The 24,297-nt window shown below is 58.8% G+C and carries 23 protein-coding genes; 16 read left to right on the forward strand and 7 right to left on the reverse strand.

Annotated elements, in window-relative coordinates:
• Positions 1-602: 602 nt before the first annotated feature.
• On the reverse strand, positions 603-1,787 hold the full coding sequence (locus ACNPN0_RS01275) for a sensor histidine kinase (RefSeq protein ID WP_448938468.1): 1,185 nt from the start codon (positions 1,785-1,787) through the stop codon (positions 603-605).
• A 313-nt stretch (positions 1,788-2,100) separates the two neighbouring features.
• Here ACNPN0_RS01275 and ACNPN0_RS01280 point away from each other — a divergent pair, with 313 nt between their 5' ends.
• The 7 genes from ACNPN0_RS01280 to ACNPN0_RS01310 all read left to right on the forward strand — a co-directional run bounded on the left by ACNPN0_RS01280 (position 2,101) and on the right by ACNPN0_RS01310 (position 8,675).
• A complete protein-coding gene (locus ACNPN0_RS01280; protein ID WP_448938467.1) occupies positions 2,101-2,775 on the forward strand; it encodes a response regulator in 675 nt (224 codons plus the stop codon).
• A 129-nt stretch (positions 2,776-2,904) separates the two neighbouring features.
• Complete coding sequence (locus tag ACNPN0_RS01285; RefSeq protein WP_105658610.1) at positions 2,905-5,463, forward strand: ATP-dependent Clp protease ATP-binding subunit; 2,559 nt, start codon at positions 2,905-2,907, stop codon at positions 5,461-5,463.
• 150 nt (positions 5,464-5,613) lie between these two features.
• Complete coding sequence (locus ACNPN0_RS01290) at positions 5,614-5,970, forward strand: VOC family protein (protein WP_105658611.1); 357 nt, start codon at positions 5,614-5,616, stop codon at positions 5,968-5,970.
• Positions 5,971-5,974: 4 nt separating this feature from the next.
• Positions 5,975-6,562, forward strand: a complete 588-nt coding sequence (locus tag ACNPN0_RS01295; protein WP_448938466.1) for a hypothetical protein — start codon at positions 5,975-5,977, stop codon at positions 6,560-6,562.
• An 8-nt stretch (positions 6,563-6,570) separates the two neighbouring features.
• The gene (locus ACNPN0_RS01300; protein WP_448938465.1) at positions 6,571-6,987 is read left to right on the forward strand and encodes a GNAT family N-acetyltransferase; all 417 of its coding nucleotides are present in this window, start codon (positions 6,571-6,573) and stop codon (positions 6,985-6,987) included.
• 252 nt (positions 6,988-7,239) lie between these two features.
• On the forward strand, positions 7,240-7,959 hold the full coding sequence (locus tag ACNPN0_RS01305; RefSeq protein ID WP_448938832.1) for a hypothetical protein: 720 nt from the start codon (positions 7,240-7,242) through the stop codon (positions 7,957-7,959).
• A gap of 53 nt (positions 7,960-8,012) precedes the next feature.
• Positions 8,013-8,675 (forward strand): alpha/beta hydrolase family protein, encoded by a 663-nt coding sequence (locus ACNPN0_RS01310; RefSeq protein ID WP_448938463.1) that lies wholly within the window; start codon positions 8,013-8,015, stop codon positions 8,673-8,675.
• A gap of 10 nt (positions 8,676-8,685) precedes the next feature.
• On the opposite strand, the gene ACNPN0_RS01315 is transcribed toward ACNPN0_RS01310, so the two are convergent.
• Positions 8,686-10,176, reverse strand: a complete 1,491-nt coding sequence (locus ACNPN0_RS01315) for a helix-turn-helix domain-containing protein (RefSeq protein WP_448938462.1) — start codon at positions 10,174-10,176, stop codon at positions 8,686-8,688.
• A 210-nt stretch (positions 10,177-10,386) separates the two neighbouring features.
• Here ACNPN0_RS01315 and ACNPN0_RS01320 point away from each other — a divergent pair, with 210 nt between their 5' ends.
• The 5 genes from ACNPN0_RS01320 (at position 10,387) to ACNPN0_RS01340 (ending at position 16,375) form a co-directional block, all read left to right on the forward strand.
• Positions 10,387-11,007, forward strand: coding sequence for an AAA family ATPase (locus ACNPN0_RS01320; protein WP_448938461.1), 621 nt, complete (start codon positions 10,387-10,389; stop codon positions 11,005-11,007).
• Positions 11,008-11,016: 9 nt separating this feature from the next.
• The gene (locus ACNPN0_RS01325; RefSeq protein ID WP_448938460.1) at positions 11,017-11,619 is read left to right on the forward strand and encodes a HutD family protein; all 603 of its coding nucleotides are present in this window, start codon (positions 11,017-11,019) and stop codon (positions 11,617-11,619) included.
• Between the two features lie 527 nt (positions 11,620-12,146).
• Entirely contained in the window at positions 12,147-13,460 is a 1,314-nt protein-coding gene (gene aceA / locus ACNPN0_RS01330; RefSeq protein WP_105659180.1) for an isocitrate lyase, read from the forward strand.
• A gap of 81 nt (positions 13,461-13,541) precedes the next feature.
• On the forward strand, positions 13,542-15,179 hold the full coding sequence (aceB, locus tag ACNPN0_RS01335) for a malate synthase A (protein ID WP_448938459.1): 1,638 nt from the start codon (positions 13,542-13,544) through the stop codon (positions 15,177-15,179).
• A gap of 131 nt (positions 15,180-15,310) precedes the next feature.
• A complete protein-coding gene (locus ACNPN0_RS01340) occupies positions 15,311-16,375 on the forward strand; it encodes an alpha/beta hydrolase (RefSeq protein WP_448938458.1) in 1,065 nt (354 codons plus the stop codon).
• A gap of 6 nt (positions 16,376-16,381) precedes the next feature.
• Here the strand turns inward: ACNPN0_RS01340 and ACNPN0_RS01345 are convergent, their stop codons facing one another.
• Entirely contained in the window at positions 16,382-16,948 is a 567-nt protein-coding gene (locus ACNPN0_RS01345; RefSeq protein WP_448938457.1) for a histidine phosphatase family protein, read from the reverse strand.
• Positions 16,949-17,134: 186 nt separating this feature from the next.
• On the opposite strand from ACNPN0_RS01345, the gene ACNPN0_RS01350 reads away from it, so the two are divergent.
• Entirely contained in the window at positions 17,135-18,541 is a 1,407-nt protein-coding gene (locus ACNPN0_RS01350; protein WP_448938833.1) for an amino acid permease, read from the forward strand.
• 65 nt (positions 18,542-18,606) lie between these two features.
• On the opposite strand, the gene ACNPN0_RS01355 is transcribed toward ACNPN0_RS01350, so the two are convergent.
• Positions 18,607-19,329, reverse strand: a complete 723-nt coding sequence (locus tag ACNPN0_RS01355; RefSeq protein ID WP_448938455.1) for a YoaK family protein — start codon at positions 19,327-19,329, stop codon at positions 18,607-18,609.
• A gap of 122 nt (positions 19,330-19,451) precedes the next feature.
• On the opposite strand from ACNPN0_RS01355, the gene ACNPN0_RS01360 reads away from it, so the two are divergent.
• A complete protein-coding gene (locus ACNPN0_RS01360) occupies positions 19,452-20,141 on the forward strand; it encodes a DsbA family oxidoreductase (RefSeq protein ID WP_332730632.1) in 690 nt (229 codons plus the stop codon).
• A 4-nt stretch (positions 20,142-20,145) separates the two neighbouring features.
• Here the strand turns inward: ACNPN0_RS01360 and ACNPN0_RS01365 are convergent, their stop codons facing one another.
• Both ACNPN0_RS01365 and ACNPN0_RS01370 read right to left on the reverse strand, forming a co-directional pair.
• Positions 20,146-20,769, reverse strand: a complete 624-nt coding sequence (locus tag ACNPN0_RS01365; RefSeq protein ID WP_400343083.1) for a LytR C-terminal domain-containing protein — start codon at positions 20,767-20,769, stop codon at positions 20,146-20,148.
• 78 nt (positions 20,770-20,847) lie between these two features.
• On the reverse strand, positions 20,848-21,150 hold the full coding sequence (locus ACNPN0_RS01370) for a type II toxin-antitoxin system VapB family antitoxin (protein ID WP_105659188.1): 303 nt from the start codon (positions 21,148-21,150) through the stop codon (positions 20,848-20,850).
• 273 nt (positions 21,151-21,423) lie between these two features.
• Between ACNPN0_RS01370 and ACNPN0_RS01375 the strand changes: the two genes are divergently transcribed.
• Positions 21,424-22,464, forward strand: a complete 1,041-nt coding sequence (locus tag ACNPN0_RS01375; RefSeq protein ID WP_105659189.1) for an isopenicillin N synthase family dioxygenase — start codon at positions 21,424-21,426, stop codon at positions 22,462-22,464.
• A gap of 106 nt (positions 22,465-22,570) precedes the next feature.
• Here ACNPN0_RS01375 and ACNPN0_RS01380 read toward each other — a convergent pair whose 3' ends face one another.
• Complete coding sequence (locus ACNPN0_RS01380; RefSeq protein WP_105659190.1) at positions 22,571-22,936, reverse strand: VOC family protein; 366 nt, start codon at positions 22,934-22,936, stop codon at positions 22,571-22,573.
• A gap of 93 nt (positions 22,937-23,029) precedes the next feature.
• On the opposite strand from ACNPN0_RS01380, the gene ACNPN0_RS01385 reads away from it, so the two are divergent.
• Positions 23,030-24,229 carry an IS1249 family transposase gene (locus tag ACNPN0_RS01385; RefSeq protein ID WP_448938834.1) on the forward strand — a complete coding sequence of 400 codons (1,200 nt, stop codon included), beginning with the start codon at positions 23,030-23,032 and terminating at the stop codon, positions 24,227-24,229.
• Positions 24,230-24,297 lie beyond the last annotated feature (68 nt).

Here is a 24,297-nt window from a genome sequence, read left to right on the forward strand (position 1 = left end):
GAGCTAATTCGAGTTCTCGCACCCTTTGCCGTTGATTCATCGACTAGCCGATGCGCGTGGCCAGCAAGGCGTCGAGCCACCGCAGGCGATCGAACCATGGGCCCCGCTTGGCTTGCCCGCCTTCACGGCCAAAGAATCTGCGGTTGCTTCTGCGTTGATCGCAGCATCTGCCGCCTTGCTATCGAAGACGCCCTTAGGCTCCACGGCCAGGCCTTATTGTTGCCAAACAACCGTATCTACCTGGGAACTCATGCGCGCTCGTTTCCCAGACAGGAAATGCTCTCCATAGGCGCAACACCCCGCCACGCAGGCCCATTCCGACCTGAGGCGTAAGGCAGAACGCAGAAACACGGGCTGGGTTTAAGTTATAAAAGGTACGTTGCATTACTGACAGACAACGGCGTGCGATGGGGGCACAGCGCCGATGAAAGATCAGTCCGTTTACGCAATGCAACGTACCTTTTAATCACCCTCGGATCCTTAGTGATGCCACTCGCAAAACACCACCAAGTACCTTCCCGGTGATCGGTCTTCACCGATACATGTCTAACTTATCGCGTCCTGCGAAAATCCGAAATCATACTTTAGTAGGAGGGTAGGGGTCAGAACGGGATGCTTGCGCGCAGGGCCCAAACACCATTTTCGGAACTGGTTGCAAACTTTCCACCAAATGCGCGCATCCTGTCACCCATGCCAATCAGGCCCGTCCCGCCTTCTGGCAACCCACTCGCCTTCTTGTCGAAATTCCCCATCTGATTAGTAATTTCCAGGATTGCCTCTGCCCCTTGGACCGTGAGTTCGAAGGTGCACTTCCCGCCCAAGGCACCGTGCTTTATCACATTTGTTGTACCTTCTTGCATGACCCGATATATCGCAGTCTGTGCAGAACGGGGCAATTCGGAAATTTTCTCGTCAGTGGTGGAGCTCACCTCGAAATTTGCCTCTTTTAGCCTCTGAACGAAAAGTTCTGCACCCTGAAGCGCGTAAACAGTAGTAGCGGCCGGCTTATCAATGACCTGGGACGAGGGATCTGCCATGGTCCCATCAGCCCTCAGGACATTGAGCATCAGGCGTAAATCGTGCAAAGTCTCAGTACTCAGTTTGGCGATGACATCCAGAGCTTCGAGGGCCTTCTTCCCATCGTTTGCGAACTTCGCGGCCTTCGACTGCATGGCCACGACCGTGATGTCATGCGCGACAATATCGTGCAGATCCCGGGCAATGTTCTTTCGCTCCCGGTCGACAGCAAGACGAGTCTGCTCTTTGACCGTATGCATTTGCCGAAGAGCGAGCTCGTTCTTCTCGCGCAGCAAGTAAATATTCCTCGTTAAGAAGAACGCCATCGCCGTCAACGGGGCAATCCCGACAAGCAGAACCGCGTCTTGCCCGGACTGGATGCCGAACTGCACCATCCACGCTGCGGACAAGGTTAGGAATAAGGCCCTAACGCTCATGGCACTGGCTGTAGCTGCCAGCGCCGAAAAAATCATGAATGAAACGACAGTCCAGAAGAACATGGCGCTGTCCGTGAGGAAGAAATAGGCAACTGCCACAAACAATCCGACGGATACGGCAACCCAGCGAAGACCAAGCGCAAGAATTGCGCACAGTCCAACGCCGAGCAACGCGCCTCGAACCGAAATATCCGACGAACCACTAAATCCGTCTTCCAGCAGAGTCACGAACTCGCTACTGGAAACCGCGATCAGAACCGCAATACCAGTCCAAACAATGACACCCCGACCAGCGAAGAGCTTGGTCAGGGTGTCCTTTAGTCGTCCATTCATATGCCGAATAATTCCCGGCTCAGATGATCAAGTCAAATAAACCGCGTTATGGGCAGCCGATGCCGTAGCGGTTGCAGAACCACTCCGAGAAGGCTGAGCCAAAGCCAGCAGGAGTAGCAACGTTGCCACTGCTGGAGGCTGGAGAGCTCGCGGCAGATGCAGGAGCTGCCACGGCGGTCAATGGTGCCAGAACTAATGCTGCTACGGCCAGCATTTTCAAACCCTTCATAACAAACTCCACATCAGATCAACTTATATACTTTCAGGTGAACAGGCCAACATGAGGCCACCCGCATCGAATCAGAGGAATCAGATGGAACAAATAAAGGTCCTTATCGTCGATGATGAACCTCTAATTCGGCATGCGTTGGGCACAATCCTAGCAACAGACCCCGGAATTGTAACGGTTAATTCTGTTGAAAATGGACAGGCCGCCGTCGAGTATTGCAGCGGCAATCAAGTGGACGTTGTACTCATGGATTTGCAGATGCCGATAATGGACGGGGTTAGCGCTACTAAAGCAATCAAATCTGCCGAAGACAGCCCCTCAGTGCTTGCCATTACCGCCTTTTCTTCGGACGACTATCTGGTTCCGGTACTGACCGCTGGGGCCAGCGGATACTTGGTAAAAGACTCTGAACCAGATGAAATTATTCATGCGATCCATGCCGTTCACCAAGGAACTGCAGCCATTTCCCCGTCGGTTTCTTCTGATCTAGTTTCTGCGGTTCGCGAAGCTTACCGGGATAATTCACAAGACATTCAAGAACTGGCCTATGACTTGGGAATTACCAATCGGGAATTCGAGATTCTAAAACTGCTCGCACGCGGGCTAAACAATACCGAGATTTCAAGAACTCTGACTATTTCCGAAACCACGGTTAAAACCCATATGGCGAAGATTTTCGTTAAGCTGAATGTTCGCGATCGGGTCCAGGCCCTGGTTGCGGCCACGCGTATGGGCCTTATCGAAATCCCGAAAGACTAGCGCCTGCTTTCCAGCTATTAGTGTGAAGTCAACCTCTTTGACACCTTGCCCGACTGGTTCGGGAATATCTGCGCGCCATATGCGTTGAACATGAGCATAGACCGCTCAAGTTTCTATTAGGAGGCTCACTTGCCAGCATTTTTCGGCGCACCGTCAGATGGCTCGTTTGAGGAATTCCTCTCTCGATTCCTGTCTTCACGTGCTCAGGCAGCACGTCCCATCGACCTCACGCGCCTGCTTTCCGCCCGCACCCACGAAGCGGTAGCCACCGCGGCAGCGATTTCCCAGGAGCATGGCCACGACGAGATTGATTCCCTGCACCTCCTGATGGCTCTGCTGCGCACCGAACCAGTCGGCGAGCACCTGACCGCCATGGGTATCGACATCGAGGCTTTGAGTGCAGATGCCATCGCGCGCATGCCTAAGTCCCAGGAGAAGGGCGAGAAGCCATCCCACCTATCGTCGGCAGCTCAGCGCAGCCTCTTTGACGCCTATCAGGTTGCCCGTAACTACGGTTCGACCTACATCGATCCGGATCATCTTTTCCTGGCCTTCGTTTTCAACCCGGAATCTCCGGTCAGCCAGCTCCTGGCGCAGCACGGCATCACCGGCCAGTCCTTGCAGCAAGCCGCCATGGAGCAGGCCCAGCGTGGCCAAAACGATGCCCAGAACCAGTCCGATTCCGAGTCCGACGTGTCCATGCTCGAACGCTACGGAACCGATCTGACCCTGCTGGCCTCCGACGGCCAGATTGATCCGGTGATCGGACGCAAGGAGGAACTGGATCAGGTTATTGAAATCCTGGCCCGTCGCACCAAGAACAACCCTGTGCTGATTGGCGAGGCCGGCGTGGGCAAGACCGCCATTGCCGAAGGCCTGGCCCGCGCCATCATCGATGACCAGGTACCAGCCCAACTGCGCAATGCGGCCTTGATCTCCATTGATCTTCCGGGCATGCTCGCCGGAACCCGCTACCGCGGAGATTTCGAGCAGCGGCTCACCGGACTGCTCGATGAGGTAGCCGCAGCCGAAGGGCAGGTGCTGATATTCATCGATGAGATGCATCTGCTGGTCGGTGCAGGCTCTGGCGAGTCCGGCAATATGGACGCCGCAAATATCCTCAAGCCGCGTTTGGCGCGTGGCGAGCTGCACATGATCGGCGCCACTACGCTCGATGAGTTCCGCAAGGTGGAGAAGGACAGCGCGCTGGCTCGGCGCTTCGGCAAGGTTACTGTCGCCGAGCCGTCGGAGGAAACGGCGCTGGCCATTTTGGACGGCCTGCGCGAATCCTACGAGGATCACCACCAGGTGCAGTACACCCCCGAAGCGCTCAAGGCCGCGGTGACGCTCTCTGCCCGGTACCTGAACGACCGCCAGCTTCCTGACAAGGCCATCGACTTGATCGATATCGCCGGTGCCCGGCGGTCCATCGCTGCCGGAGATGCCGAGGATGTGCAGTCCCTGCGTGCCGAATTGGTCGACGCCGAGCGCGAGAAGTCACGCGCCATCGGCGAGGAACGATTCGAAGAAGCTGGCGCATGGCGTGACCACATCGTGGAAATGACCGCGCGCATCAAGGCTGCTGAGGAGGCCGGCGATGCAGGGGTCACCCGGGTAGTGGATGAGAAGCAGATTTCGGAAGTGATCTCCCGATCCACCGGCATCCCCACCTCGCGCATCTCGGGAGATGACAAGGCACGCTTGGCTTCGCTGGAAGATTCCCTGCATGCTTCGGTCATCGGCCAGCACGATGCCGTTGCCGCTGTGGCACGCGCCGTGCGTCGCAACCGTACCGGAATGTCGCCAGCAGGTCGCCCCATCGGCTCGTTCCTTTTCCTGGGTCCCACCGGCGTCGGAAAGACCGAACTGGCCAAGGCCCTGGCTGCAAACCTCTTCGGTTCGGCCGAATCGCTGGTTCGCGTCGATATGAGCGAATACGGTGAGAAGCACACCGTGGCGCGCCTGATTGGCGCACCTCCGGGGTACATCGGCCATGACGAGCCCGGCCAGCTGACCGAGAAGATCCGCCGCAACCCGTATTCGGTCGTGCTGCTCGATGAAATCGAGAAGGCCCACCCGGACGTGTTCAACGTGCTGCTGCAGGTACTCGATGACGGCCGGTTGACCGACTCAGCCGGGCGCACTGTCGATTTCTCCAACACGCTGATCCTGATGACCAGCAACCTCGGCGGCGAGTACTTGGCCAACAAGGCCGGAAACTTCGGTTTCACCTCCGCCAATGCCACCAGCGAGGCTGGAGAAATCCGGGCCAAGGTCATGGGCAAGGTACGCGAGTTCATGCGCCCAGAGTTCCTGAACCGTTTGGACGAGGTACTGCTGTTCTCCAAGCTCTCGCAGTCCGAGATTGGCCAGATCGTCAAGCTGGTCATCGCCGAGACCGAAGCTCGCTTGGTGGACCAGGAGCTGAAGCTGGAGGTGAGCGACGCTGCCGTGCAGTGGCTGGCGAACGAAGGCTACGACCCCGAGTTCGGTGCTCGCCCGCTGCGCCGGCTGGTACAGCGGAAGGTACAGGATGCCATTGCCGACCTGCTGATCAGTGATTCGCTTGCCGCTGGTGACACCGTTTCGGTGGACTACGCCGCTGGCATGCTGAAGGTGCAGAAGAAAGTCGAGATGCCGACTCCACCTGCTCACAACGAGCACGCGCCAAACTACTTCGATAGCTAGGCCGGCATAGCCCATAAAGGGGCTTGCTTGCTCGGGATTTCCGTCCCGACCAAGCAGGCCCCTTTTCTTCGCTTAGAAAGTGCGCTAGTCAGCTGCCGAAATGCAGTCAACCTCTAGCTAAGCAGGAAGACTCCCGGTACCTTTGACTGCATGGCGAACATTGGAATGATCACCCTCGATGCCCTTGACGAGAAAGCCGCCTCGGCTTGGTGGAGGGCTGTTCTGGGCGGGAAATATCTGGGCCAGTACCCGGGATTCACCATGATCAGCGTCCCTGGCTTCAGCGCGAGGTTGGGGTTCCAAAAAGTTGATGAGATCACTGCCGGCAAGAACCGGGTTCATCTCGACTTGGAAGCAAGCACCAGCCGCGAGCAGGAAGTCACCCGTTGCATGGCCGCTGGCGCAACACGCGTTGAGGACCACACCGAAGATCCCACTTTTGGCTGGACCATTATGCGCGATCCTTACGGAATCGTCTTTTGCATTTCCGACCCACACGAGGACTGAGGACATGTCGCTGTTCGCCAGGAAATCATCGGAGGCTTCGACTCACCGGGTGCAGATCCATTTTGCCCAGCCGATGACCGAACGCCTGCGCAAAGATCATGAGGCGGGCCTGCTCGATACGTTGTTGCCCAAATACAAGTCTTCCGGAACCATCATCAGCGCCAAGACCACACTGGACGCGGCCGAGGAGCCGATCTCCAGCGACATTGACCTTGAAGTGTCCACCCCCGAACCGAAGAAGCTGTTCTCCGAATTGCTCTCTTCGCTCATCGATGGAGGGCTGGGGCATGGTTCCTGGCTGATTATTGATGGACAACGCACCGAAGTAGGCAGCAGCGAGTACGTGTTGCTTCGAACCAGGCTCGGGGCCGAATCGGACTCGGATCTGGAGCCAACAGTCAGGGCCCTGCAGCATGCATTGGGTGACGGCGAAATCGGCTGGCATGAGGATGTCTACTACCGGCATGATGGCCCGGTGTTCGTTTACAACGGCGACTCCGCCCAAGCCATCACCCACACATTGGAAACAGAACTGGTGAAGCATCCGTTGCTGGGCAACGCAGAGATCCTTTCGGTTTCCCCGCAAAAGTAAAGGACTCGATGGAACTCTCCACCACTAAGGTGCCTTCCGAGGAACAAATACTCTCGCTCTACAACGCGGTGGGCTGGAGCGCCTATACAGACAACCCAGACGTACTATTCGAAGGCCTGAAGAATTCAGCATGCGTAATCTACGCCTACGACGTAGACCACCAGTTAATCGGCCTTGTGCGCGTGGTCTCGGATAATGCCACCATCTGCTACGTCCAGGACATCCTGGTGCGTCCATCTACGCATCGCACCGGCGTAGGCCGTGCTTTGTTCTCTGCCGTACTAGTGAAATATGAGCATGTGCGTCAGCTGGTCCTGATCACCGATGATGAACCCGGGCAACGTGCCTTCTACGAATCCATGGGGCTCACGGAAGCGTCGGATTTCCGTGCCGGTGCGATCCGGACCTTTGCCAAATTCTCGTAACAGCTCTCCCTTCGCTGCCTGGCCTGTATAGACTGACCATTCATCGATAGTGAGGAGTTATTCTTGCGCACCCGTTCGGTCATTGCCCTGTCATCGTTGGCTTTGCTTCTAGCAGGGTGCAATGCAGCTCCCGAACAAGCAGCGCCAGCCGATTCGGCGACGGCTTCCGTCGCTGGCTCCACTCCGGCGGCACAGCCCGCGGCCGAAACCGGTGAACCCGGTGAAACCGCCCCCGTGCCTGGACCCGCGGAGTTGGACGCCAACGCCAATTCGGGACAGGCCTGGGCAGATTCCAAAATTGAGATGTGGAAAGAAAACTCTGGCATCAAGTCCACCAAAGGCTTCTTGTATCCCTACAACCTAATGACTTCTTGGGAATCTCCAGCACCTGGTGCCATCAATATCTTCTTGGATAACAGCATGAAGTTTGGAACCCAGATGCGGGAAAGCTACGAAACCAACGAGGATGAGCTGCGCATGATGGGCCGAATCATGTTCGAAAGCGTAGGCGAGGCCTCGCCGGAATTGGAATCTGTCACCTTCGCTACTGAAGACGGCAATAACTCAGGAACTTTCACCCGGGCTCGTACTGGTGCCGATCCCGAGGACCGCAAAGCTTGGGCCTCGGAAAAGTACACGCAGTGGCTGTCCGCCATGAACGATACCTACAAATCCCTATGCGGAGCTGAAATCACTGAGCTGGAAATCTACCGCACATGCCTGCCCGCTGACCCCCACGCCTACGTTGAGAAAGTCGAGTCTCCTGCGCTTGGCGAGCTCGTCGTCACCCTCGCTGACGGTCCATGGATCGACGGCGAATACGACATGCCCGCATCGATCTTCGTCTCGGGAAATATGATGCTCAAGATCAACGAGCGTGCGGCAACCGGCGAAAAAGTTGAAAAGCTGACGGTACCGGCCAGAAATGGCGATGACACCGATACGGCGCTCCGCAAGGACTGGGAAATGTAGTTCATTTCCTTTCATGATCAGTTGATGGGCCCTCAGCCCCTAGGGTGGTACCTATGACCCAAGAACTCTCCATTCCATACGAAGACCTGGAACTCAGCGCGCTCTGGGACCGCGCAAAGGCGGCGAAGGCCGTCATCGTGCTCGCACACGGTTCAGGTGCTGGAAAGGATCACGACTTCATGGCCGGCTTTGCGCTAGCCGCTGCGAATCTGGGTGCCAGCGTCCTGCGCTTTAATTTCCCCTACATGGATGCTGGAAAGAAGTTTCCCGACAAAGCGCCAGCTGCGGTCGCAGTGTGGCACCAGGTCCGCCGTTGGGTTGAAGAACACTTGGCTGAAGGCCTGCCAATCTTCACGGCAGGAAAGTCCGTTGGCGGGCGCATCGCTTCCCTGTCAGTTGCCGAGGGCATGCCCTCGGCAGGGTTGATCTTCCTGGGATACCCGTTGCACGCGCCTAAGAAGGAAGAGAAGCTACGCGATGAGCATCTCTACCCGATTGCGGTGCCGATGCTTTTCCTCGAAGGCACCCGAGATCCCTTTGCCAACCCCGAAAAGATGGAAGAAGTCGCCAGCAAGCTGAACGAGCACAGCGAACTTTCCTGGTTCGAAGGTGGCAACCATTCCTTCAAGGTAGCCCGCTCCGGCCGCACCGTTGCCCAGGATGGCGCGTGGCTGGCGGAAACTGCTCTTGCCTTCATCTCCAAGCACATCGCATAGTCCAACGGCCCTAGTCCACCTGCTTTTCCAGGAATCGGTAGACCTCGGTTTCGTCTACCCCGGGAAAGGCTCCGGTTGGCATGGCCGCCAGCAAGTGGGTATTGGCGCGCGTAGCCGGCCACGCATTGCCGAACCACTGGCTGGATAGGTCAGCAGGTGGACGGCGGCAGCAGTTCTCGTCCGGGCAGGTGGATTGGCAGCGCTCCTTGGTATCCCGCCCGCGGAACCACTTCACATGCTCAAAAGGCACGCCAATGGACAAGGAATACAGCCCCGAGGAATGGCGCTCGGTGCGCGCCGTGCACCAGAAGGTCCCATTGACGGTATCGGTGTACTGCTCGAAGGAACGGAACTTATCCATCTGCTCGAAGACCACGCGACTTGTCCAATACCGGCAAATGGTTTGTCCTTCAATGGCACCGGTGTGATCGGCTGGAAAGTTCACTCGGTCATTCTCATAAGCCTTGTGCAAGATGCCCGATTCGTGGACCTTCTGGAAGTGGCAGGTCATCCCCAGATGCTCGGTGGCAAGGTTGGTGAACCGGTGGGCTGCGGACTCATAGGACACGGCGAAAGCATCGCGCAGATCCTCGATGGCCAACTCACGGTTGTTCTTAGCTCGCCGCAAGTAGTCCACCGTGGACTTTTCCGGCATCATCAACGCCGCGGCAAAGTAGTTGGTCGCGACCCTCTGCGAGAGGAAATCGAAATAATCGGTTGGAGTCCTATGGCCCAATACGTGATGCCCTAGCGCCTGCAGCAACACCGAACGAGGATCATGTTCCGAGCGGTTCGCCTGCGTCAGATAGATACGCTTGTTCTTCTGGTCAGTCACCGAACGCGTGGAATGCGGAAGATTGCCCACAAAGCGCAGGCTGAATCCCAGATGCTCGGCGATATCTGCTGCACGATGATGCGAGAGCGGCCCTGAATCGTGGCCAACTGCAGAGAGGACTTTGGCGGCTTCCTGCTCGATATCCTTGTAGTAGTTGTTGCGTTGGCGCATCTCATGGCGCAACGCGGTATTGGCCCGACGGGCTTCTTCAGGGGTCGCGGCCTGCTCGTTCAGGCGGCGTTCCAATTCATGCTGCAGTCCCACCAGGGATTCCAAGACATCCATGGGCAGACGCGTGCCAACACGAACGGTAGGCAATCCCAAGGACTCGTACAGTGGACCGCGTTGGGCACGTTCCAATTCGATCTCCAAAGCAGCACGGCGCGATGGCGGTTCGGTGCCCAGCAGATCGTCGACGCCAACCCCCATGGCTCCAGCCAGGGACTTAAGCAGCGATAACTTCGGTTCGCGCTTGCCGTTTTCAATCAGCGACAACTGGCTCGGCGCGGTGTCAACGAGCGCCGAGACATCATCCAAGGTCAGTTGCTTGCCCTTGCGCAGAAAACGGATTCTGCGGCCGAGGGCAATGGCGTCGAGGTCTGTATCTTCGCTGCCAGCGCCATTGCCGGCTGAGTTCACTGAGCGATTCCATGTGGTTGCAGTCACATGACAAGGTTATGCCAAGGATCGTGAAAATTTCTAGATCTTCCGGATTCAACCCGTAATTCAATCGCCCAGCAGTGACGCGGAAGCAAATATTCACGGTTCTTTCCTTGCTTCCCCGGCGAGCTACTCTCAACAAATGCACAGCCTTTCTGCGGAATCTTCAGCGAAGCGCAAACGTTGAAACTACAAAGAGATCCCGCAAGGAGCACCATGCACGCAGTCTCCACCCGCCCCCTACCGGCCCCGCACCATGCCCACGATCCACCCCGGACTTTGGTCATCGTCGGCACCGATGGCGCAGGCAAAAGCACCACTATTGAAGCTTTGGTACAGCAACTGCGCAACGATCGCGTTCAGGCACGCAGGCTCGCAAACGTCGCCGCGCGGAGCTGGCTTACCAAATTCTCTCGCGCCCTGGGAATCACGTTCCCGACTTTCACCCAGGATTTCTTCGAAACTTCCATCCGCAGCTTCAATGTTGCCCGCAATATGCTTCTCGCGGCCCGCTCTCCCGGGCTCAGCGTGATGGACCGGCACCTGTATTGCCAATTAGTGCTGCGGCGATTGCGCGGCCATCCTCCGGGATTGCTGCTCCCCTGGCTTGCGGCGAAAAGTACCGAGCACGCGAGAATTGTCCTGCTCGACATCGACCCCATCCTTGCCTTTGAGCGGATCAATACCCGCGGCAAAGACGACGAAAGCATGGAGTATCTCAGGGACAGTCGAAATGAGTATCTGCGCCTTGCGCAAGTGCACGGCTGGATCACCCTTGATGCCTCGCTGCCCACATCCCAGCTGGTCGAACAACTTCGCTTGGTCATCGGCAAGTAGACTCGTCCCATGAGCGAAGTACAAGCATCTTTTGCACCGGGTTCCATTCTCGAATTGGCGCAAAGCACCAAGAAGCAATGGGATCTGGGGCAGGTCCGGCTCATTGCGAGCGGAATTCTGGCGCAGGACGGAACGTTGCGGTCCAGCGAACTGCGGGAATCAACCTGGCAACTGTCGATTCGCTCTATCGAGAAATCTGCAGCCTTCACTCCGTCGCCTTCGGCTCAAGTCTTCACGTTGATCGCCGGCGATTTCGTGCAACTGGATGTAGACGGGCAAGAGCACGGATTGGAACCGCTGCGCCCGTTGAAATTCGAAACGGGAAATCCTGTCCAGGCGAGCCAGCCCGCCGAAGAACTGCTCATCGTGCACGTGGCCGCCGTTCCGGAGCAGGTACGACCCACCGTTCGCATTGTCGAGCTGTCCAAAAAGCGCGAGCAATACCTCTTTGATGGGCAACTGGGCCTTTTGGTCCAGGGCTCTGCCAAGCTCTTGCTCGGCGACAGCGAACAGTCGCTGAACCTGCGTGACACCGTCGTTGGCTCTGACGCCGGTGAACCACGCATCTCCGGCCGCGGTTTCATGGCTGTGGTTTCTTTCGACCAGCCCTAGCCCGCTCCGGCTCAATCAGCCATTGTCGCAAGATCCATAAATCTTCGCACGCAGAAACTGCGCTGCCGGCCAAGAATATGGGCCATAGCGACAAGTCCAGGTCCCCATCTGGCAAAAGCCAGCTACCAGTCCAGACTCTGATACTTCACGTTTCTTGGCCTGTTGCATAATGCCCTCCGTGACGAATCAGCACCTGCGGTTTCCATAAAATCCCAGCTCATCAGTGATTCGCCGATTCTCCCAGAGCCCGGAATCGGTCTGCTTTGGCTTCGCCCTTATCCAGGCTTGCTGTTAAATTTCACTCTTCTTCACTAGGGATTGATTCAATATCAGCTAATTTCCATGCCTTGACTCACATTCAGCGCAAGAAGCGATAAATTTCCATTTTTGTGAAGAAGTGGAAATCTTAATTCGAAAAACCTCTGTTGAAGCCCTCGCACCTGCGGAAAAGTAGTTGTCACGAAGAAGTTCACAAGATCACCTTCCGATCGACATGAACCCGCAGCTTGTGCGAAGGAGCCAAGGCAATGACTACTGAAAACACCAACGAAACCTCGATCGACAACCGCATCGCAGCCATCGAGAGCGACTGGGAAAACAACCCCCGCTGGAACGGCGTAACCCGCGACTACAGCGCTGCCGACGTCGTGAAGCTCCAGGGCCGGGTCCAGGAAGAGCACACCCTGGCCAAACGCGGATCCGAGAAGCTGTGGAAGCAGCTCACCGAGGAAACCCCCACCGGCGGCTACACCAACGCGTTGGGCGCACTGACCGGCAACCAGGCAGTGCAGCAAGTCAAGGCCGGCCTTCGAGCCATCTATCTTTCGGGCTGGCAGGTAGCGGCGGATGCCAACCTTTCAGGCCAGACCTACCCGGACCAGTCGCTGTACCCGGCCAATTCGGTTCCCCAGGTCGTGCGCCGCATCAACAACGCATTGCAGCGTGCCGACCAGATCGAGTTCTCCGAAGGCATCCAGACCGTCGAAGACTGGATGGTCCCCATCGTCGCTGATGCTGAAGCCGGCTTCGGCGGCCCGCTGAACGCCTACGAACTGATGAAGTCCATGATCACCGCTGGCGCATCGGGCGTCCACTGGGAAGACCAGCTGGCCAGCGAAAAGAAGTGCGGCCACCTCGGCGGCAAGGTGCTGATCCCGACCCAGCAGCACATCCGCACCCTGAACGCGGCCCGCCTGGCCGCCGACGTGGCTGGCACCCCTTCCGTAGTTATCGCCCGCACCGACGCTGAAGCGGCAACGCTGATCACCTCGGATGTCGATGAACGCGATCAGCAGTTCATCACCGGCGAGCGCACCCCGGAAGGCTTCTACAAGGTCACCAACGGCATCGAGCCATGCATCGCCCGGGCCAAGGCCTACGCACCGTACTCGGACCTGATCTGGATGGAAACCGGCACCCCTGACCTGGAGCTGGCCCGCAAGTTCGCCGAAGCGGTCAAGAAGGACTTCCCGGACCAGATGCTTTCCTACAACTGCTCGCCGTCGTTCAACTGGAAGAAGCACCTGGACGATGCGACCATCGCCAAGTTCCAGCGCGAACTGGGCGCCATGGGCTTCAGCTTCCAGTTCATCACCCTGGCCGGATTCCACGCATTGAACCACTCGATGTTCGACCTGGCCTCCGGCTACGCGAAGGACGGCATGAGCGCCTACGTCGAATTGCAGGAACGCGAATTCGCTTCCGAGGCCGCCGGCTACACCGCCACCAGGCACCAGCGCGAAGTCGGCACCGGCTACTTCGATGCGATCTCCACGGCGCTGAACCCTAACGCCTCAACCCTGGCCTTGGTGGGATCCACCGAAGAAGGCCAATTCCATTAGACCCTGATGGGTCGATGGTGCTAGCCGGCAAAGGCGCCGGCTAGCACCAGCACCATTTCCAAGATTTTTAAGGACGCTGCCATGAACTCCCCCATCACCCTGAACAACATCACCATTACCGCTACCCCCGTTCGCTACCAGGAGCAGATCCTGACCAGCGAGGCCCTGGACTTCCTTTCGGCCCTGCACACCGCATTCGAACCGCGCCGTGCCGAGTTGATGCAGCGCCGCCAGGTCAACCGGGCGCGCATTGCCAATGGCCGCGATCCGAAGTTCCTGGACGAGACCCGCGCTATTCGCGAAGACGATTCATGGCAGGTCGCCCCGATCGCTCCGGGGCTGGAAGATCGCCGGGTGGAAATCACCGGCCCGATCGAACGCAAGATGGCTATCAATGCGCTGAACTCCGGGGCCAAGGTCTGGCTGGCCGACATGGAGGATGCTTCCTCGCCAACCTGGCAGAACGTCATCAAGAACCAGGTCAACCTGATCCGGGTGCTGGATCAGGAACTGGACTTCACCGCACCGGATGGCCGCGAGTACAAGCTGAACAGCTACGATCTGCAGCAGCTGCCAACCATCGTGGTTCGTCCCCGCGGCTGGCACCTGCCGGAGAAGCACCTGCTGGTTGCCGGCACCCCGATGTCCGGTGCGCTGGTGGACTTCGGACTGCACTTCTTCCACAACGCCAAGCGCCTGCTGGCAGCCGGACGCGGCCCGTACTACTACCTGCCGAAGCTGGAGAACCATCTGGAAGCACGGTTGTGGAACGACGTGTTCAACATGGCCCAGGATCTGATGGATATCGAGCGCGGCACCATCCGTGCCACCGTGCTGATCGAGACCATCACCGCCGCATTCGAGATGGAAGAGATCCTCTACGAGCTGCGCGAGCATTCCTCGGGGCTCAATGCTGGCCGCTGGGATTACATCTTCTCGATCATCAAGAACTTCCGTTCCCGCGGACCGCGCTTCGTCTTCCCGGATCGCGACACCGTGACCATGACCGCCCCGTTCATGCGGGCCTACACCGAGCAGCTGGTGCGTGCCTGCCACCGCCGCGGGGCTTCGGCCATCGGCGGGATGAGCGCATTCGTTCCCAACCGCAAGGACGCCTCGATCAACGAGCTGGCGTTCGGCAAGGTCCGCGAGGACAAGGCCCGCGAAGCAGCTGATGGCTTCGACGGCTCCTGGGTTGCCCATCCCGACCTGGTTTCGGTGGCCCGGGAGGTGTACGACGAGGTACTCGGCGAGAACCCCAACCAGTTGCAGCGCACCCGCGAAGATGTCGAGGTTTCCGGCCCGGCCCTGCTGAACATCGAGAGCGTCACCGGCAAGATCACCGAACGCGGCATCCGCGACAACATCGAGATCGGCATCCGCTACATCGAGTCCTGGTTGCGCGGCAACGGTGCTGTGGCGCTGCGCAACCTGATGGAAGATGCTGCTACCGCCGAGATCTCCCGTTCGCAGCTGTGGCAGTGGATCCACCAGTCGGCGATCACCGATGAAGGCGAGATCATCACCCGTCGCTGGGTCCAGGAACTGGCCGAGGAGACCATGGAGGGCTTGGAGCGCTTCGAAGGCGATCGCTTCGAGGAAGCCGTGGAAATCTTCGAAGCTTGCGCCCTGCGCGATGACTTCCCGACCTTCCTGACCAAGAACGCCTACCTGCGCTACCTGGATGCGCCAGCCCGCACCCTGGAAATGGCAGGTTAGGCAGTAATCGAGACCCGGCCGATAGAAAACAGTCGTCCCTGAACGTCGGCCACGCAAAGCGGCATTCATCCGTTGGTAACCAGTCCAGCGGGTGGATGCCGTTTTGCGTGTGCGGTGGCTAGGCTGTAGCCATGGCTTTCCAGTTCAAGAACCCGGCCGAGGACCTGTGGCAGCCCGATCTGCTGGGCGAGGATTTCTCGCAACGGCCGCTGCCGATGTCGGACGGTTCCACCGCGACGTTGATCAGGCACCGTCCGCGCAAATCGCTGCGCCTGCCGCCACCATTGCGCGGGATCGCGGTACTTTATGTGCATGGCTGGTCGGACTACTTCTTCCAAAAAGAGCTCGCCGAGTTCCTCAGCGATGCCGGAGCGGATTTCTACGCACTGGACCTGCGCCATTATGGCCGGAACTTGCCGGTAGACCAGGCCACCAAAATCGCCGAGCACAGAAGCCCGGGCTTCACCACCGACCTGGAGGAGTACTTCGAGGAATTCGACGCGGCCCACCGCATCATTTCCAGCGCGCATCCGGGAACCCGCTTTGTCCTGCTCGCCCACTCCACTGGCGGGCTCAGCGCTTCGCTGTATGCGGCAGCCAACCCGCAGAAAGTTGATGCGCTGGCGCTGAACAGCCCGTGGCTGGAATTCCAGGCCAGCGAGATCGGGCGCACCGCCTTGGCGAGGATCGTCCAGGCGGCCAGCAGCCGCAACCCCCACCGCTTCTTGCCGACGGTGGATCCGGGGTTCTACACCCGCACGGTCTCCAGCCAGTTTTCCGGCGAATGGGATTACGATCTGGGTTGGCGCCCGGTCAACGGCTTCAAGCTCACCGCGGGTTTCATCTCTGCCGTCTTCAATGCGCAAGCCAAGGTGAAGAAGGGGCTGGATCTCCAGATGCCCACCCTGGTGATGCTTTCGGCGGAAGACTATTTGCTGCCGCGCTGGCACGACACCGCCACCCGCGCCGACGTGGCCTTGAATGTGCAGGTCGTCGCCCAGCGCAGCATCGACCTGGGCCGGGAACTGCATTTGGTGCGCCTGCCCGGCGCGCTGCACGACGTGTTCCTCTCCTCGCCAAAGATCCGCTCCAAGGCCTATATGGCGTTGGGCTCATGGCTTGCGGTCGTCAAGAACCGGCAGCGTGATTCGCTGGTGGCCTCCAGCATCCGCCGGATTGTTCCTTCCGGCATCTAGTGCGGCTTAGCCCGCGACCTTGCTGGGCACCTGGTCATTGACCAGTTCCAGCTGCCAATCGCCGGGCTCATTGCCGATAATGGCAACCGAGCCATTGCGGATGGTGTCCAGCTTGTAGCCGGCGAAGTGCGAGAGCGTGTAGCGGATAATGGTGCCGTGGCAGATTACCGCGACGTTCTTGCCCTGGTAGTCTGCTGCAATCTGGTTGATTGCGCGCAGGCCACGGTCAACTACAGATTCCAGTGGTTCAATTCCGCCACCGTTCTTGTCCGGCCATAGCGCCAGCGCTTCGGCCTCAACCATGCCCTCGCCCTGGGCGTAGTCGCGCTCGATCAGCAGGTCGTAGCTAGGACCCAGTTCCAGTCCCAGACCGTCGGCGATGATCTGTGCCGTCTCGCGTGCACGAGAGAGCGGCGAGGAAACGATAGCGTCCCATTGGCCGCCGTCCAGCACCGAGACAGCCTCGCGGGCTTGGGCTCGCCCGGTGCCGTTCAGGGGGATGTCGCTGGAACCCTGCAAGCGGCCTTCGAGGTTCCATTGCGTCTGTCCGTGGCGGACGAATCCTAGTTTCATATGCCCATTCTCCCACCCGGCAGGTGGCCAACAGCAACCGCTGGTGGCCAAGCTCACGATGGATCTGCAACACTTAAGCGCGTCATGGCTGCCTGGAGCACATAAGATTTTCACGGCTGTGCCCTGCCTTTGGCGCGGGCCCGTCCCCATCGAACGCACCCCTTATAGGATCCGAGCATTACTATCGTGAACGAAATAAAGGCGTCTCTCGCCCGCGGGCTGACTGCCCGCCACATCCGCTTCATGGCCCTCGGCTCAGCTATCGGAACGGGCCTTTTCTACGGCTCCTCTTCTGCTATCCAGGCTGCTGGCCCTGCCGTCCTCTTCGCATACATGATTGGCGGCGCTGCCGTCTTCATTGTCATGCGTGCCATGGGCGAGATGGCTGTCAAGCATCCGGTTTCCGGATCCTTCGCTCACTACGCTTCGCGCTACCTGGGCCGCTTCGCCGGCTTCGTCACCGGATGGACTTTTGCCTTCGAAATGGCCATTGTCGCGATCGCCGATGTGACCGCGTTCGGCATCTACATGGGCTTCTGGTTCCCGCAGGTGGCGCAGTGGATCTGGGTGCTGGCGGTCGTCCTGCTGATCGCTTCGATCAACCTGATGAAGGTCAAGGTCTTCGGTGAAACCGAATTCTGGCTGGCTATCATCAAGGTGACCGCAATTATCGCCATGATCATTGGCGGCGCCGCCCTGATCATCTTCGGCTTCAACGCCCCTGAGACCGAAACCGCAACCGGCATCGCTACCCTGATGAGCGCTGGCACCCTGTTCCCCAACGGCTTCGTGGGCCTGCTGCTCTCGTTCTCCGTCGTGATGTTCGCCTTCGGCGGCATCGAAACCATCGGCATCACCGCTGGTGAAGCAGCTGATCCTACCAAGTCGGTTCCAGCCGCCATCAATACCGTGCCATGGCGCATCCTGCTCTTCTACGTAGCTTCGCTGGCCGTAGTCATGATGCTCTTTGACTGGCGCCAGATCGACGGCTCAGCTTCGCCATTCGTGCAGATTTTCGACGGTCTGGGCATCCCGGCCGCCGCCCACGTGCTCAACGCCGTGGTGATCACCGCAGCCGTTTCGGCGATCAACGCCGATACTTTTGGGGCTGGCCGCATGCTCTACGCCATGTCCGAGATCGGCCATGCTCCGAAGTCCTTTGGCCGCATCTCGCGTAACGGCGTGCCGTGGATGACCGTGGTCATCATGGCCATTGTGCTGCTGGTAGGCGTGGTGCTCAACGCCCTGCTCCCGGAGTCGCTGTTCACCATCATCGCTTCCATCGCTACCTTCGCCACCGTTTGGGTGTGGATCATGATTCTGACTTCGTACCTGGCCATGCGACGCAAGGAAGCCGCAGCGGGCCGCGGACCGGCCGTTGCCCGCGAATACGCTGTGCCCGGCGGCACCGTTGCCGTATGGATCGCCTTGGCCTTCATGGTCTTCGTTGTCGTGCTCTTGGCCCTGAGCCCGACGACGCGTGTAGCCCTGTACACCGGAATCGCATGGCTCGTGCTTCTGGCCGTGCTCTTCAAGCTGCTGGTACGCCCAGCGGCGCCAATCAAGCAGGACAGCGACTCCTTGCTGAGTTAGCCACCGCGCAATAAAATATGCCTGGTTTCGCATAAAGCGAAGCCAGGCATATTTTTTATGTCTTTCTACTTGATCCCGGTGGAGGTTCCGGCCTGAGGCTCCGAGGGCGACTCCAGGCCATGGGGTGTGCGCAGCTCCTGGAACAACGCCAGGCTGGCCCACGCGAGCATGCCGCCTGCGACGATCCACAAGCTGCCGAGCCCCAGCCGCAGGTAGGCCAAGACGCCACCCAGGGAACCCATGGTGATCATCAGCCAAAGCACTGCGTAGCGCATCCATAGCATCCGGTAGCCGCCGCGGTCCGACCCGGTGGCCAACCCGATGATTGCTCCACCGAGTGCCTGCCCGAGCTTGACCAACGTGCCGGTCATATACGTCAGGCCCAGGGAAACCTCTCCCGAACGAGTGTAGGAAACATTGACCACGCCCATCGCGGCGGCCAGCAGCAGAGCCGTCAGCTGCGGCAAGAAATTCCCGGAGATAGCCGCAGCGAGCAGCAGTGCCGCACTGGAATACATGGCCACTGGCCGGCGCAGCCTATCGAGCCGGAAGGTAACCAGCGTTGCGAGGATGACACCTGCGACAAAGCAGCTCACCAAGGACATCGCCATCGCCCATCCGGCAAGGTCCCCTGTCATCAGCGCCACGGAGGAACGCGTGGAGTTTCCCGACATGAAGGAGAGGAAGTAGCCGCCGAAGTGCACGAATCCGACGCCATCAACAAAGCCTGCCATCGCCGTAATCGTTCCGGCGAAGAGGATTCCGCGCCATCGAAGGTTCTTTGCCACTTGCTCTGCTTTCTCTCGCCATCAGCACCATCCGGTTTCCGTAGGAGCCCTGCCATTATCTCCCCCGAAATCAGCAGCCGCGAATAAGGAATGCCCGGTGAGCAAAAGTTGTTACCTCAAGCATGAGCGAAAATACTGCTGTCCAGTCCCCGGAAGACAAGCGCATCCGCGTGGATATCTTCTCCGATATTGCCTGCCCTTGGTGCTTCATCGGCAAGCGCCGCTTTGAGCGGGGTGTCGAGGCGTTCGAATACTCCCAGAACGTGGATGTCTACTGGCACTCGTACCAGCTGGACCCGAGCCTGCCTGAGAACTATGACGGCAGCGAGGCCGAATACCTCTCCAAGATGAAGGGACTGGGCCAGGAACAGGTCGCCCAAATGCTTGACCATGTCACCGCCCAGGCTGCTGCCGAAGGATTGAACTACGACTTCGCCAACTTGAAGGTCGCTAATTCCTTCACTGCACTACGCGTACTGGAATACGCCAAGAAGCATGGTGCCGGAAACGAGATGAAGGAAGCGCTGCTTTCTGCCCACTTCGAGAAGGGCCTGAACACCGGAGACCTAGAAACGCTGCTCGAACTGGCCGGAACGCTGGGGCTGGATACCGGGGAACTGCGTGCGAAGCTCTCGTCCGGATCCTACGTTGAGGAAGTCAACGCAGATATCGTCCAGGCACGCGAGCTGGGCATCAGCGGTGTTCCTTTCTTCATCATTGATGGAAAGTACGGCATTTCCGGCGCCCAGCCAGCCGAGGTCTTCGCAAATGCGCTGGCCCAAGTGCATTCCGGAGATGTGCAGACCCCGTAGCCAGCTATTTGCTGCAGACCAGCTTGCCTTCAGAAGTATCGAGCTTGCGTTCTTTTTCCAGGCCGTCGAACTTCTCCCCCAGCGCCAGGTCCACCCGGCTGCCCCACTTCTTTTCGTCGTAGATGAAAACGATGCCGGGGATCTGGCGCTGCACGGTGAAAGCCTGGGCATAGCCATCAGGCCCGGCAATGACCGCGCCAGTGGTTTCGGAGAGCGACTTCCACCCGGAAGTCAGCGACGAAATCTTGAAGCCGCGCTTTTCCAGTGCCTCGGCAGTGTCACCCGCAAGACCCGAAATATCGGTAGTGTTCAGCACGCGTATTTCGACATCTGAAGGTTTTTGGTACTTGAAATCGATGGCCGGGCACTTGGGGTTTTCGATTTTCGTCTCGCTTGGCTTCGGGCTCGCAACGGCGACAGGCTCGCCACCCAACTTCAGCGTTCCATTGAAAACGAGTACGGCGCCGGCCAAAACCGCGATCACCAGCAGGGCCATCACGGAGAAAACAATGTTCTGGCGTTTGCGGGCACGCCGCTTAGCCTGGCCGTCCGAGCTGAAACTTAATTCTTGCTCGTCGACAATATGCGCACCGTGCCATTGCCCCGGGTCATCGCGATCACGCATCATTCCACCTTGCTCTGGTCAGCCTTCGGCAGCTGCTGGCCTGAAGGCGACGTCATCGTCATCCTCGTGGCGCTAGCTTATCTAACTAGCGTCCAGATCCAATATGCGTGCGTGTATTACCGAGCGATGATGAAGCGCCGAGCGCAGCGCGCGGTGCATCCCATCCTCCAGATACAACACGCCCCGATAGCGCACTACATGCGGGAACAAGTCGCCATAGAAGGTGGAATCCTCAGAGAGCAATGTTTCAAGATCCAAGGTGGCTTTGGTGGTGACCAAGTCAGCTAGTTTCACTTGCTGCGGGGGAAGTCCGCTCCAATCACGCGCCGAAGAATAGCCGTGGTCCGGGTATGGACGGCCTTCACCTACCGCTCGAAAAATCACTATTCAAGCATACGGACAAACTCTCCAGACCCACAGACCTGCAGATCAGGCGCTAGTTGGCAGGCCGCAGGAAGGCCACCTCCCGAGACGGCGCCGATTGAGCCGGGTGGCAGCCGGACTCGCCGCGCAGTTGCCGGGCGAATGCTACACGCGAATGCGAATAGTCAGACACGCAATGCGAAAAAGCAAGGATTGTTACGCCAAGGGAAACTTGGAGGAACCGGGCGTAACTTTAGCTGGTAACAATCGCGTCATAAGGTGCACTCTGGGTTTATGAACAACGTAGTCACCGAGATCCCACTGCTCGATATTTCTACCGCACGCAATGCTGACGGCTCCTTCAACAAGGATTTCGTTGCCGCGATTCGCGACGCCGCACACCGCGTCGGCTTCTTCCAGATCGTCGGATACAGCGCATATGCCGGGCAGGACCAGGAACTGCTCGACACCATCGCAGAATTCTTCCAGAAGCCCGTTGAGCAGAAAATCAAGCTCGATAACCGCAATAGCGCCCAGTTCCGCGGCTACACCCGGATGGGCACCGAAATCACCCGCGGCCGCGCCGATGCCCGCGAACAGATCGACTACGGACCGGAACGCGAGACGTTGGCGGTCGTTCCCGAGGACAAGCCGTACTTGAACCTGCAGGGCCCGAACCAGTTCCCTGCCGATTTCCCCCAGCTCGAAGAGCGCGCCATGGCGTGGGCCGAGCTGATGAACAAAACCGGCCACGAGCTGCTTTCGGCCATCGCTGTGGGGCTGGGCTTGCCCGAAGGCCACTTCGACGAGCCATTCGCCAACACCCCGTCATGGATGGGCAAGTTGGTGCACTACGTTTCGGGCGACGTCGTACCAGAGTCGGGCAACCAGGGCGTTGGCCTGCACGCCGACTACGGCTTCGTCACCCTGCTGCTGCAGGACCAGGTTGGAGGGCTGCAGGTGCAACCCTACGGCCAGGAAGAGTGGATCGAGGTGCCGCCGACCCCGGGTGCATTGGTAGTGAACCTCGGGGAGATGCTCGAAGTCGCGACCAACGGCTACCTGATGGCCACCATCCACCGCGTCATTGCGCCACCAGCTGGCGTTGACCGCTACTCGGTGCCGTTCTTCTACTCCCCTCGACTGGATGCAGTGATCGACAAGGTCGAACTGCCAGCCGAGCTGGCTGCCGAAGCTCGCGGCGTCTCCGATGATCCGGAAAACCCAATGCTGGCTTCCTACGGTGCCAACGTGCTCAAGGGATGGCTGCGAGCCCACCCGCAGACCGCGGCCATCCACTACCCAGAGCTGGCCAAGGGGCGCAAAAGCGCCTAGGCCGTGAGCTTCTGCAGGGATCAGGAGCTGCACACGCAAAACCTGTTGGCGTCGAGCTGGTGAGAGATTACCGGCCCGGCGCCAATAGGCATTTAAAGCGCCTCGCTTATTCGACGCCGGAAAGCACGCAGAATTCGTTGCCTTCAGGATCAGCCATCACGATCCAGCTCTCGTCCTCCCGCTGGCCCACATCGGCGTAGCTGGCCCCCAAAGAGATCAGGCGATCAGCTTCTTCTTGCTGCTGGGCGTTTTGAGGACGCAGGTCCAGATGGAGGCGATTCTTGATGCTCTTGGTTTCGGGCACTTGCGCGAACGTCAATTTCAGCCCGCCCGGGCCTTGGGATTTGGACCCAATACTGACCAAGCCGGCTTCTTCTTCCAATACGTCATAATTCAGCGCTTCGCACCAGAACCTCGCCACCAGCATCGGGTTCGCGCAGTCGACGGCGATTTCGCTCAATACACTTGCCATAGTCTTACCTTGCCGAAAGATGGGCTATAGGCAATAAAGTGTGTCTGAAAACCTGATCCTGCCCCGGAAAGCCGGGGCAGGATCAAGGTTCACATGGGTATTGAATCCATAAGTGTGAAGCTTACTGGACAATCCCATACTTGTATTATCTGTCATTCCCGACTGAAGAAAAACGGAACCACCTCCAAAGGAACCCAGCGCTGGCGCTGCATCACCTGCAATGCCAGCACCGTTTTCAAGCGCGAAGACACCACCGCCCGCAACCAACTCACCGGCTTCGTCACTTGGCTGATGAGCAAACATTCCCAAGCCGAATTCGGCGGCGGAACCGGCCGCACCTTCCGGCATCAGACCGCTTGGTGCTGGAACGTGCACCCCTACCTGCATCACACCGGCGAGGTCTTCGACGAGATCCAAGTCGACGGCATCTATCTGCGCCAAGGCTGGTGCCTGCTGATCGCCATCGCTCACGGACGTGTCATCGGATGGCAGTGGTGCGACCGCGAAAAAGCCGAGGCCTGGACCGTGTTGCTGCAGCATTTCCCCGAACCGAAAGTCGTGGTGACCGACGGCGGATCAGGCCTGATGAAAGCGCTCAAAGAGTTCTGGCCGAACGTGAAAATTCAACGCTGCTTGGTGCATATCCAGCGCAACGTGCGCACCTACCTGACCCTGAATCCGCGTTTGCCTGCAGGGAAGTCGTTACGTCGACTGAGCCTGAAACTCACGAAAATCCGGACTCAGGAAGCCGCAGCAGAATGGATTGCCGCCTTCGCCTCGTGGCATGCCGAAAACCACGAGCTGATCAATGAACGCACCTACGCTGCTGACTGGTCCGGTGCCTGGCCGCGGGGCCTGCGACGCAACCGCAAGTGGTGGTACACCCACGATCGGCTACGCAGCGCCTACGAGTCCATGAACAACGCCCTGCGACGCGGGCACCTGTTCACCTACCTGGATACAGATCTGAACGGCTTGGGGATCAACGCGACGACGAACATGATTGAAGGTGCGGTGAACTCCGGCATCCGGGCCATGATTTTCTATCACCGAGGGATGCCCATTGAGCATCGCCGGCGGGCGTGCGAGTGGTTCTGCTGGACGCATGCGGATGAAGGGAACCGCCCGGCCTTGCGGACACTGTTGCGCCCGGAGCATTACACTCCCGAAGCGAAGAAGAGGGCGCAGCACATGGTTGATGAAGCACCAATCGGCCCGGAGCTTTATGGCACTGGCGCCAGCACTGAGGATGGGCAATTCATTCGCAGTGGGTGGATGAGGAATATCTACTAGAGCCGGGTTTTAAGGTTGTCTGGCCCGGGAACACGCCCGGGTCAGACACACTTTATTGCCTATAGCCC

The organism is Glutamicibacter sp. AGC84 (genome assembly GCF_053543575.1).

What these genes read in the sequence shown, in the direction of transcription:
- ACNPN0_RS01275 (WP_448938468.1), bottom strand. Translation starts at nt 1,787, where the DNA reads ATGAATGGACGACTAAAGGACACCCTGACCAAGCTCTTCGCTGGTCGG.
- ACNPN0_RS01280 (WP_448938467.1), top strand. Translation starts at nt 2,101, where the DNA reads ATGGAACAAATAAAGGTCCTTATCGTCGATGATGAACCTCTAATTCGG.
- ACNPN0_RS01290 (WP_105658611.1), top strand. Translation starts at nt 5,614, where the DNA reads ATGGCGAACATTGGAATGATCACCCTCGATGCCCTTGACGAGAAAGCC.
- ACNPN0_RS01295 (WP_448938466.1), top strand. Translation starts at nt 5,975, where the DNA reads ATGTCGCTGTTCGCCAGGAAATCATCGGAGGCTTCGACTCACCGGGTG.
- ACNPN0_RS01300 (WP_448938465.1), top strand. Translation starts at nt 6,571, where the DNA reads ATGGAACTCTCCACCACTAAGGTGCCTTCCGAGGAACAAATACTCTCG.
- ACNPN0_RS01310 (WP_448938463.1), top strand. Translation starts at nt 8,013, where the DNA reads ATGACCCAAGAACTCTCCATTCCATACGAAGACCTGGAACTCAGCGCG.
- ACNPN0_RS01320 (WP_448938461.1), top strand. Translation starts at nt 10,387, where the DNA reads ATGCACGCAGTCTCCACCCGCCCCCTACCGGCCCCGCACCATGCCCAC.
- ACNPN0_RS01325 (WP_448938460.1), top strand. Translation starts at nt 11,017, where the DNA reads ATGAGCGAAGTACAAGCATCTTTTGCACCGGGTTCCATTCTCGAATTG.
- aceA (WP_105659180.1), top strand. Translation starts at nt 12,147, where the DNA reads ATGACTACTGAAAACACCAACGAAACCTCGATCGACAACCGCATCGCA.
- aceB (WP_448938459.1), top strand. Translation starts at nt 13,542, where the DNA reads ATGAACTCCCCCATCACCCTGAACAACATCACCATTACCGCTACCCCC.
- ACNPN0_RS01340 (WP_448938458.1), top strand. Translation starts at nt 15,311, where the DNA reads ATGGCTTTCCAGTTCAAGAACCCGGCCGAGGACCTGTGGCAGCCCGAT.
- ACNPN0_RS01345 (WP_448938457.1), bottom strand. Translation starts at nt 16,948, where the DNA reads ATGAAACTAGGATTCGTCCGCCACGGACAGACGCAATGGAACCTCGAA.
- ACNPN0_RS01360 (WP_332730632.1), top strand. Translation starts at nt 19,452, where the DNA reads ATGAGCGAAAATACTGCTGTCCAGTCCCCGGAAGACAAGCGCATCCGC.
- ACNPN0_RS01365 (WP_400343083.1), bottom strand. Translation starts at nt 20,769, where the DNA reads ATGATGCGTGATCGCGATGACCCGGGGCAATGGCACGGTGCGCATATT.
- ACNPN0_RS01375 (WP_105659189.1), top strand. Translation starts at nt 21,424, where the DNA reads ATGAACAACGTAGTCACCGAGATCCCACTGCTCGATATTTCTACCGCA.
- ACNPN0_RS01380 (WP_105659190.1), bottom strand. Translation starts at nt 22,936, where the DNA reads ATGGCAAGTGTATTGAGCGAAATCGCCGTCGACTGCGCGAACCCGATG.
- ACNPN0_RS01385 (WP_448938834.1), top strand. Translation starts at nt 23,030, where the DNA reads ATGGGTATTGAATCCATAAGTGTGAAGCTTACTGGACAATCCCATACT.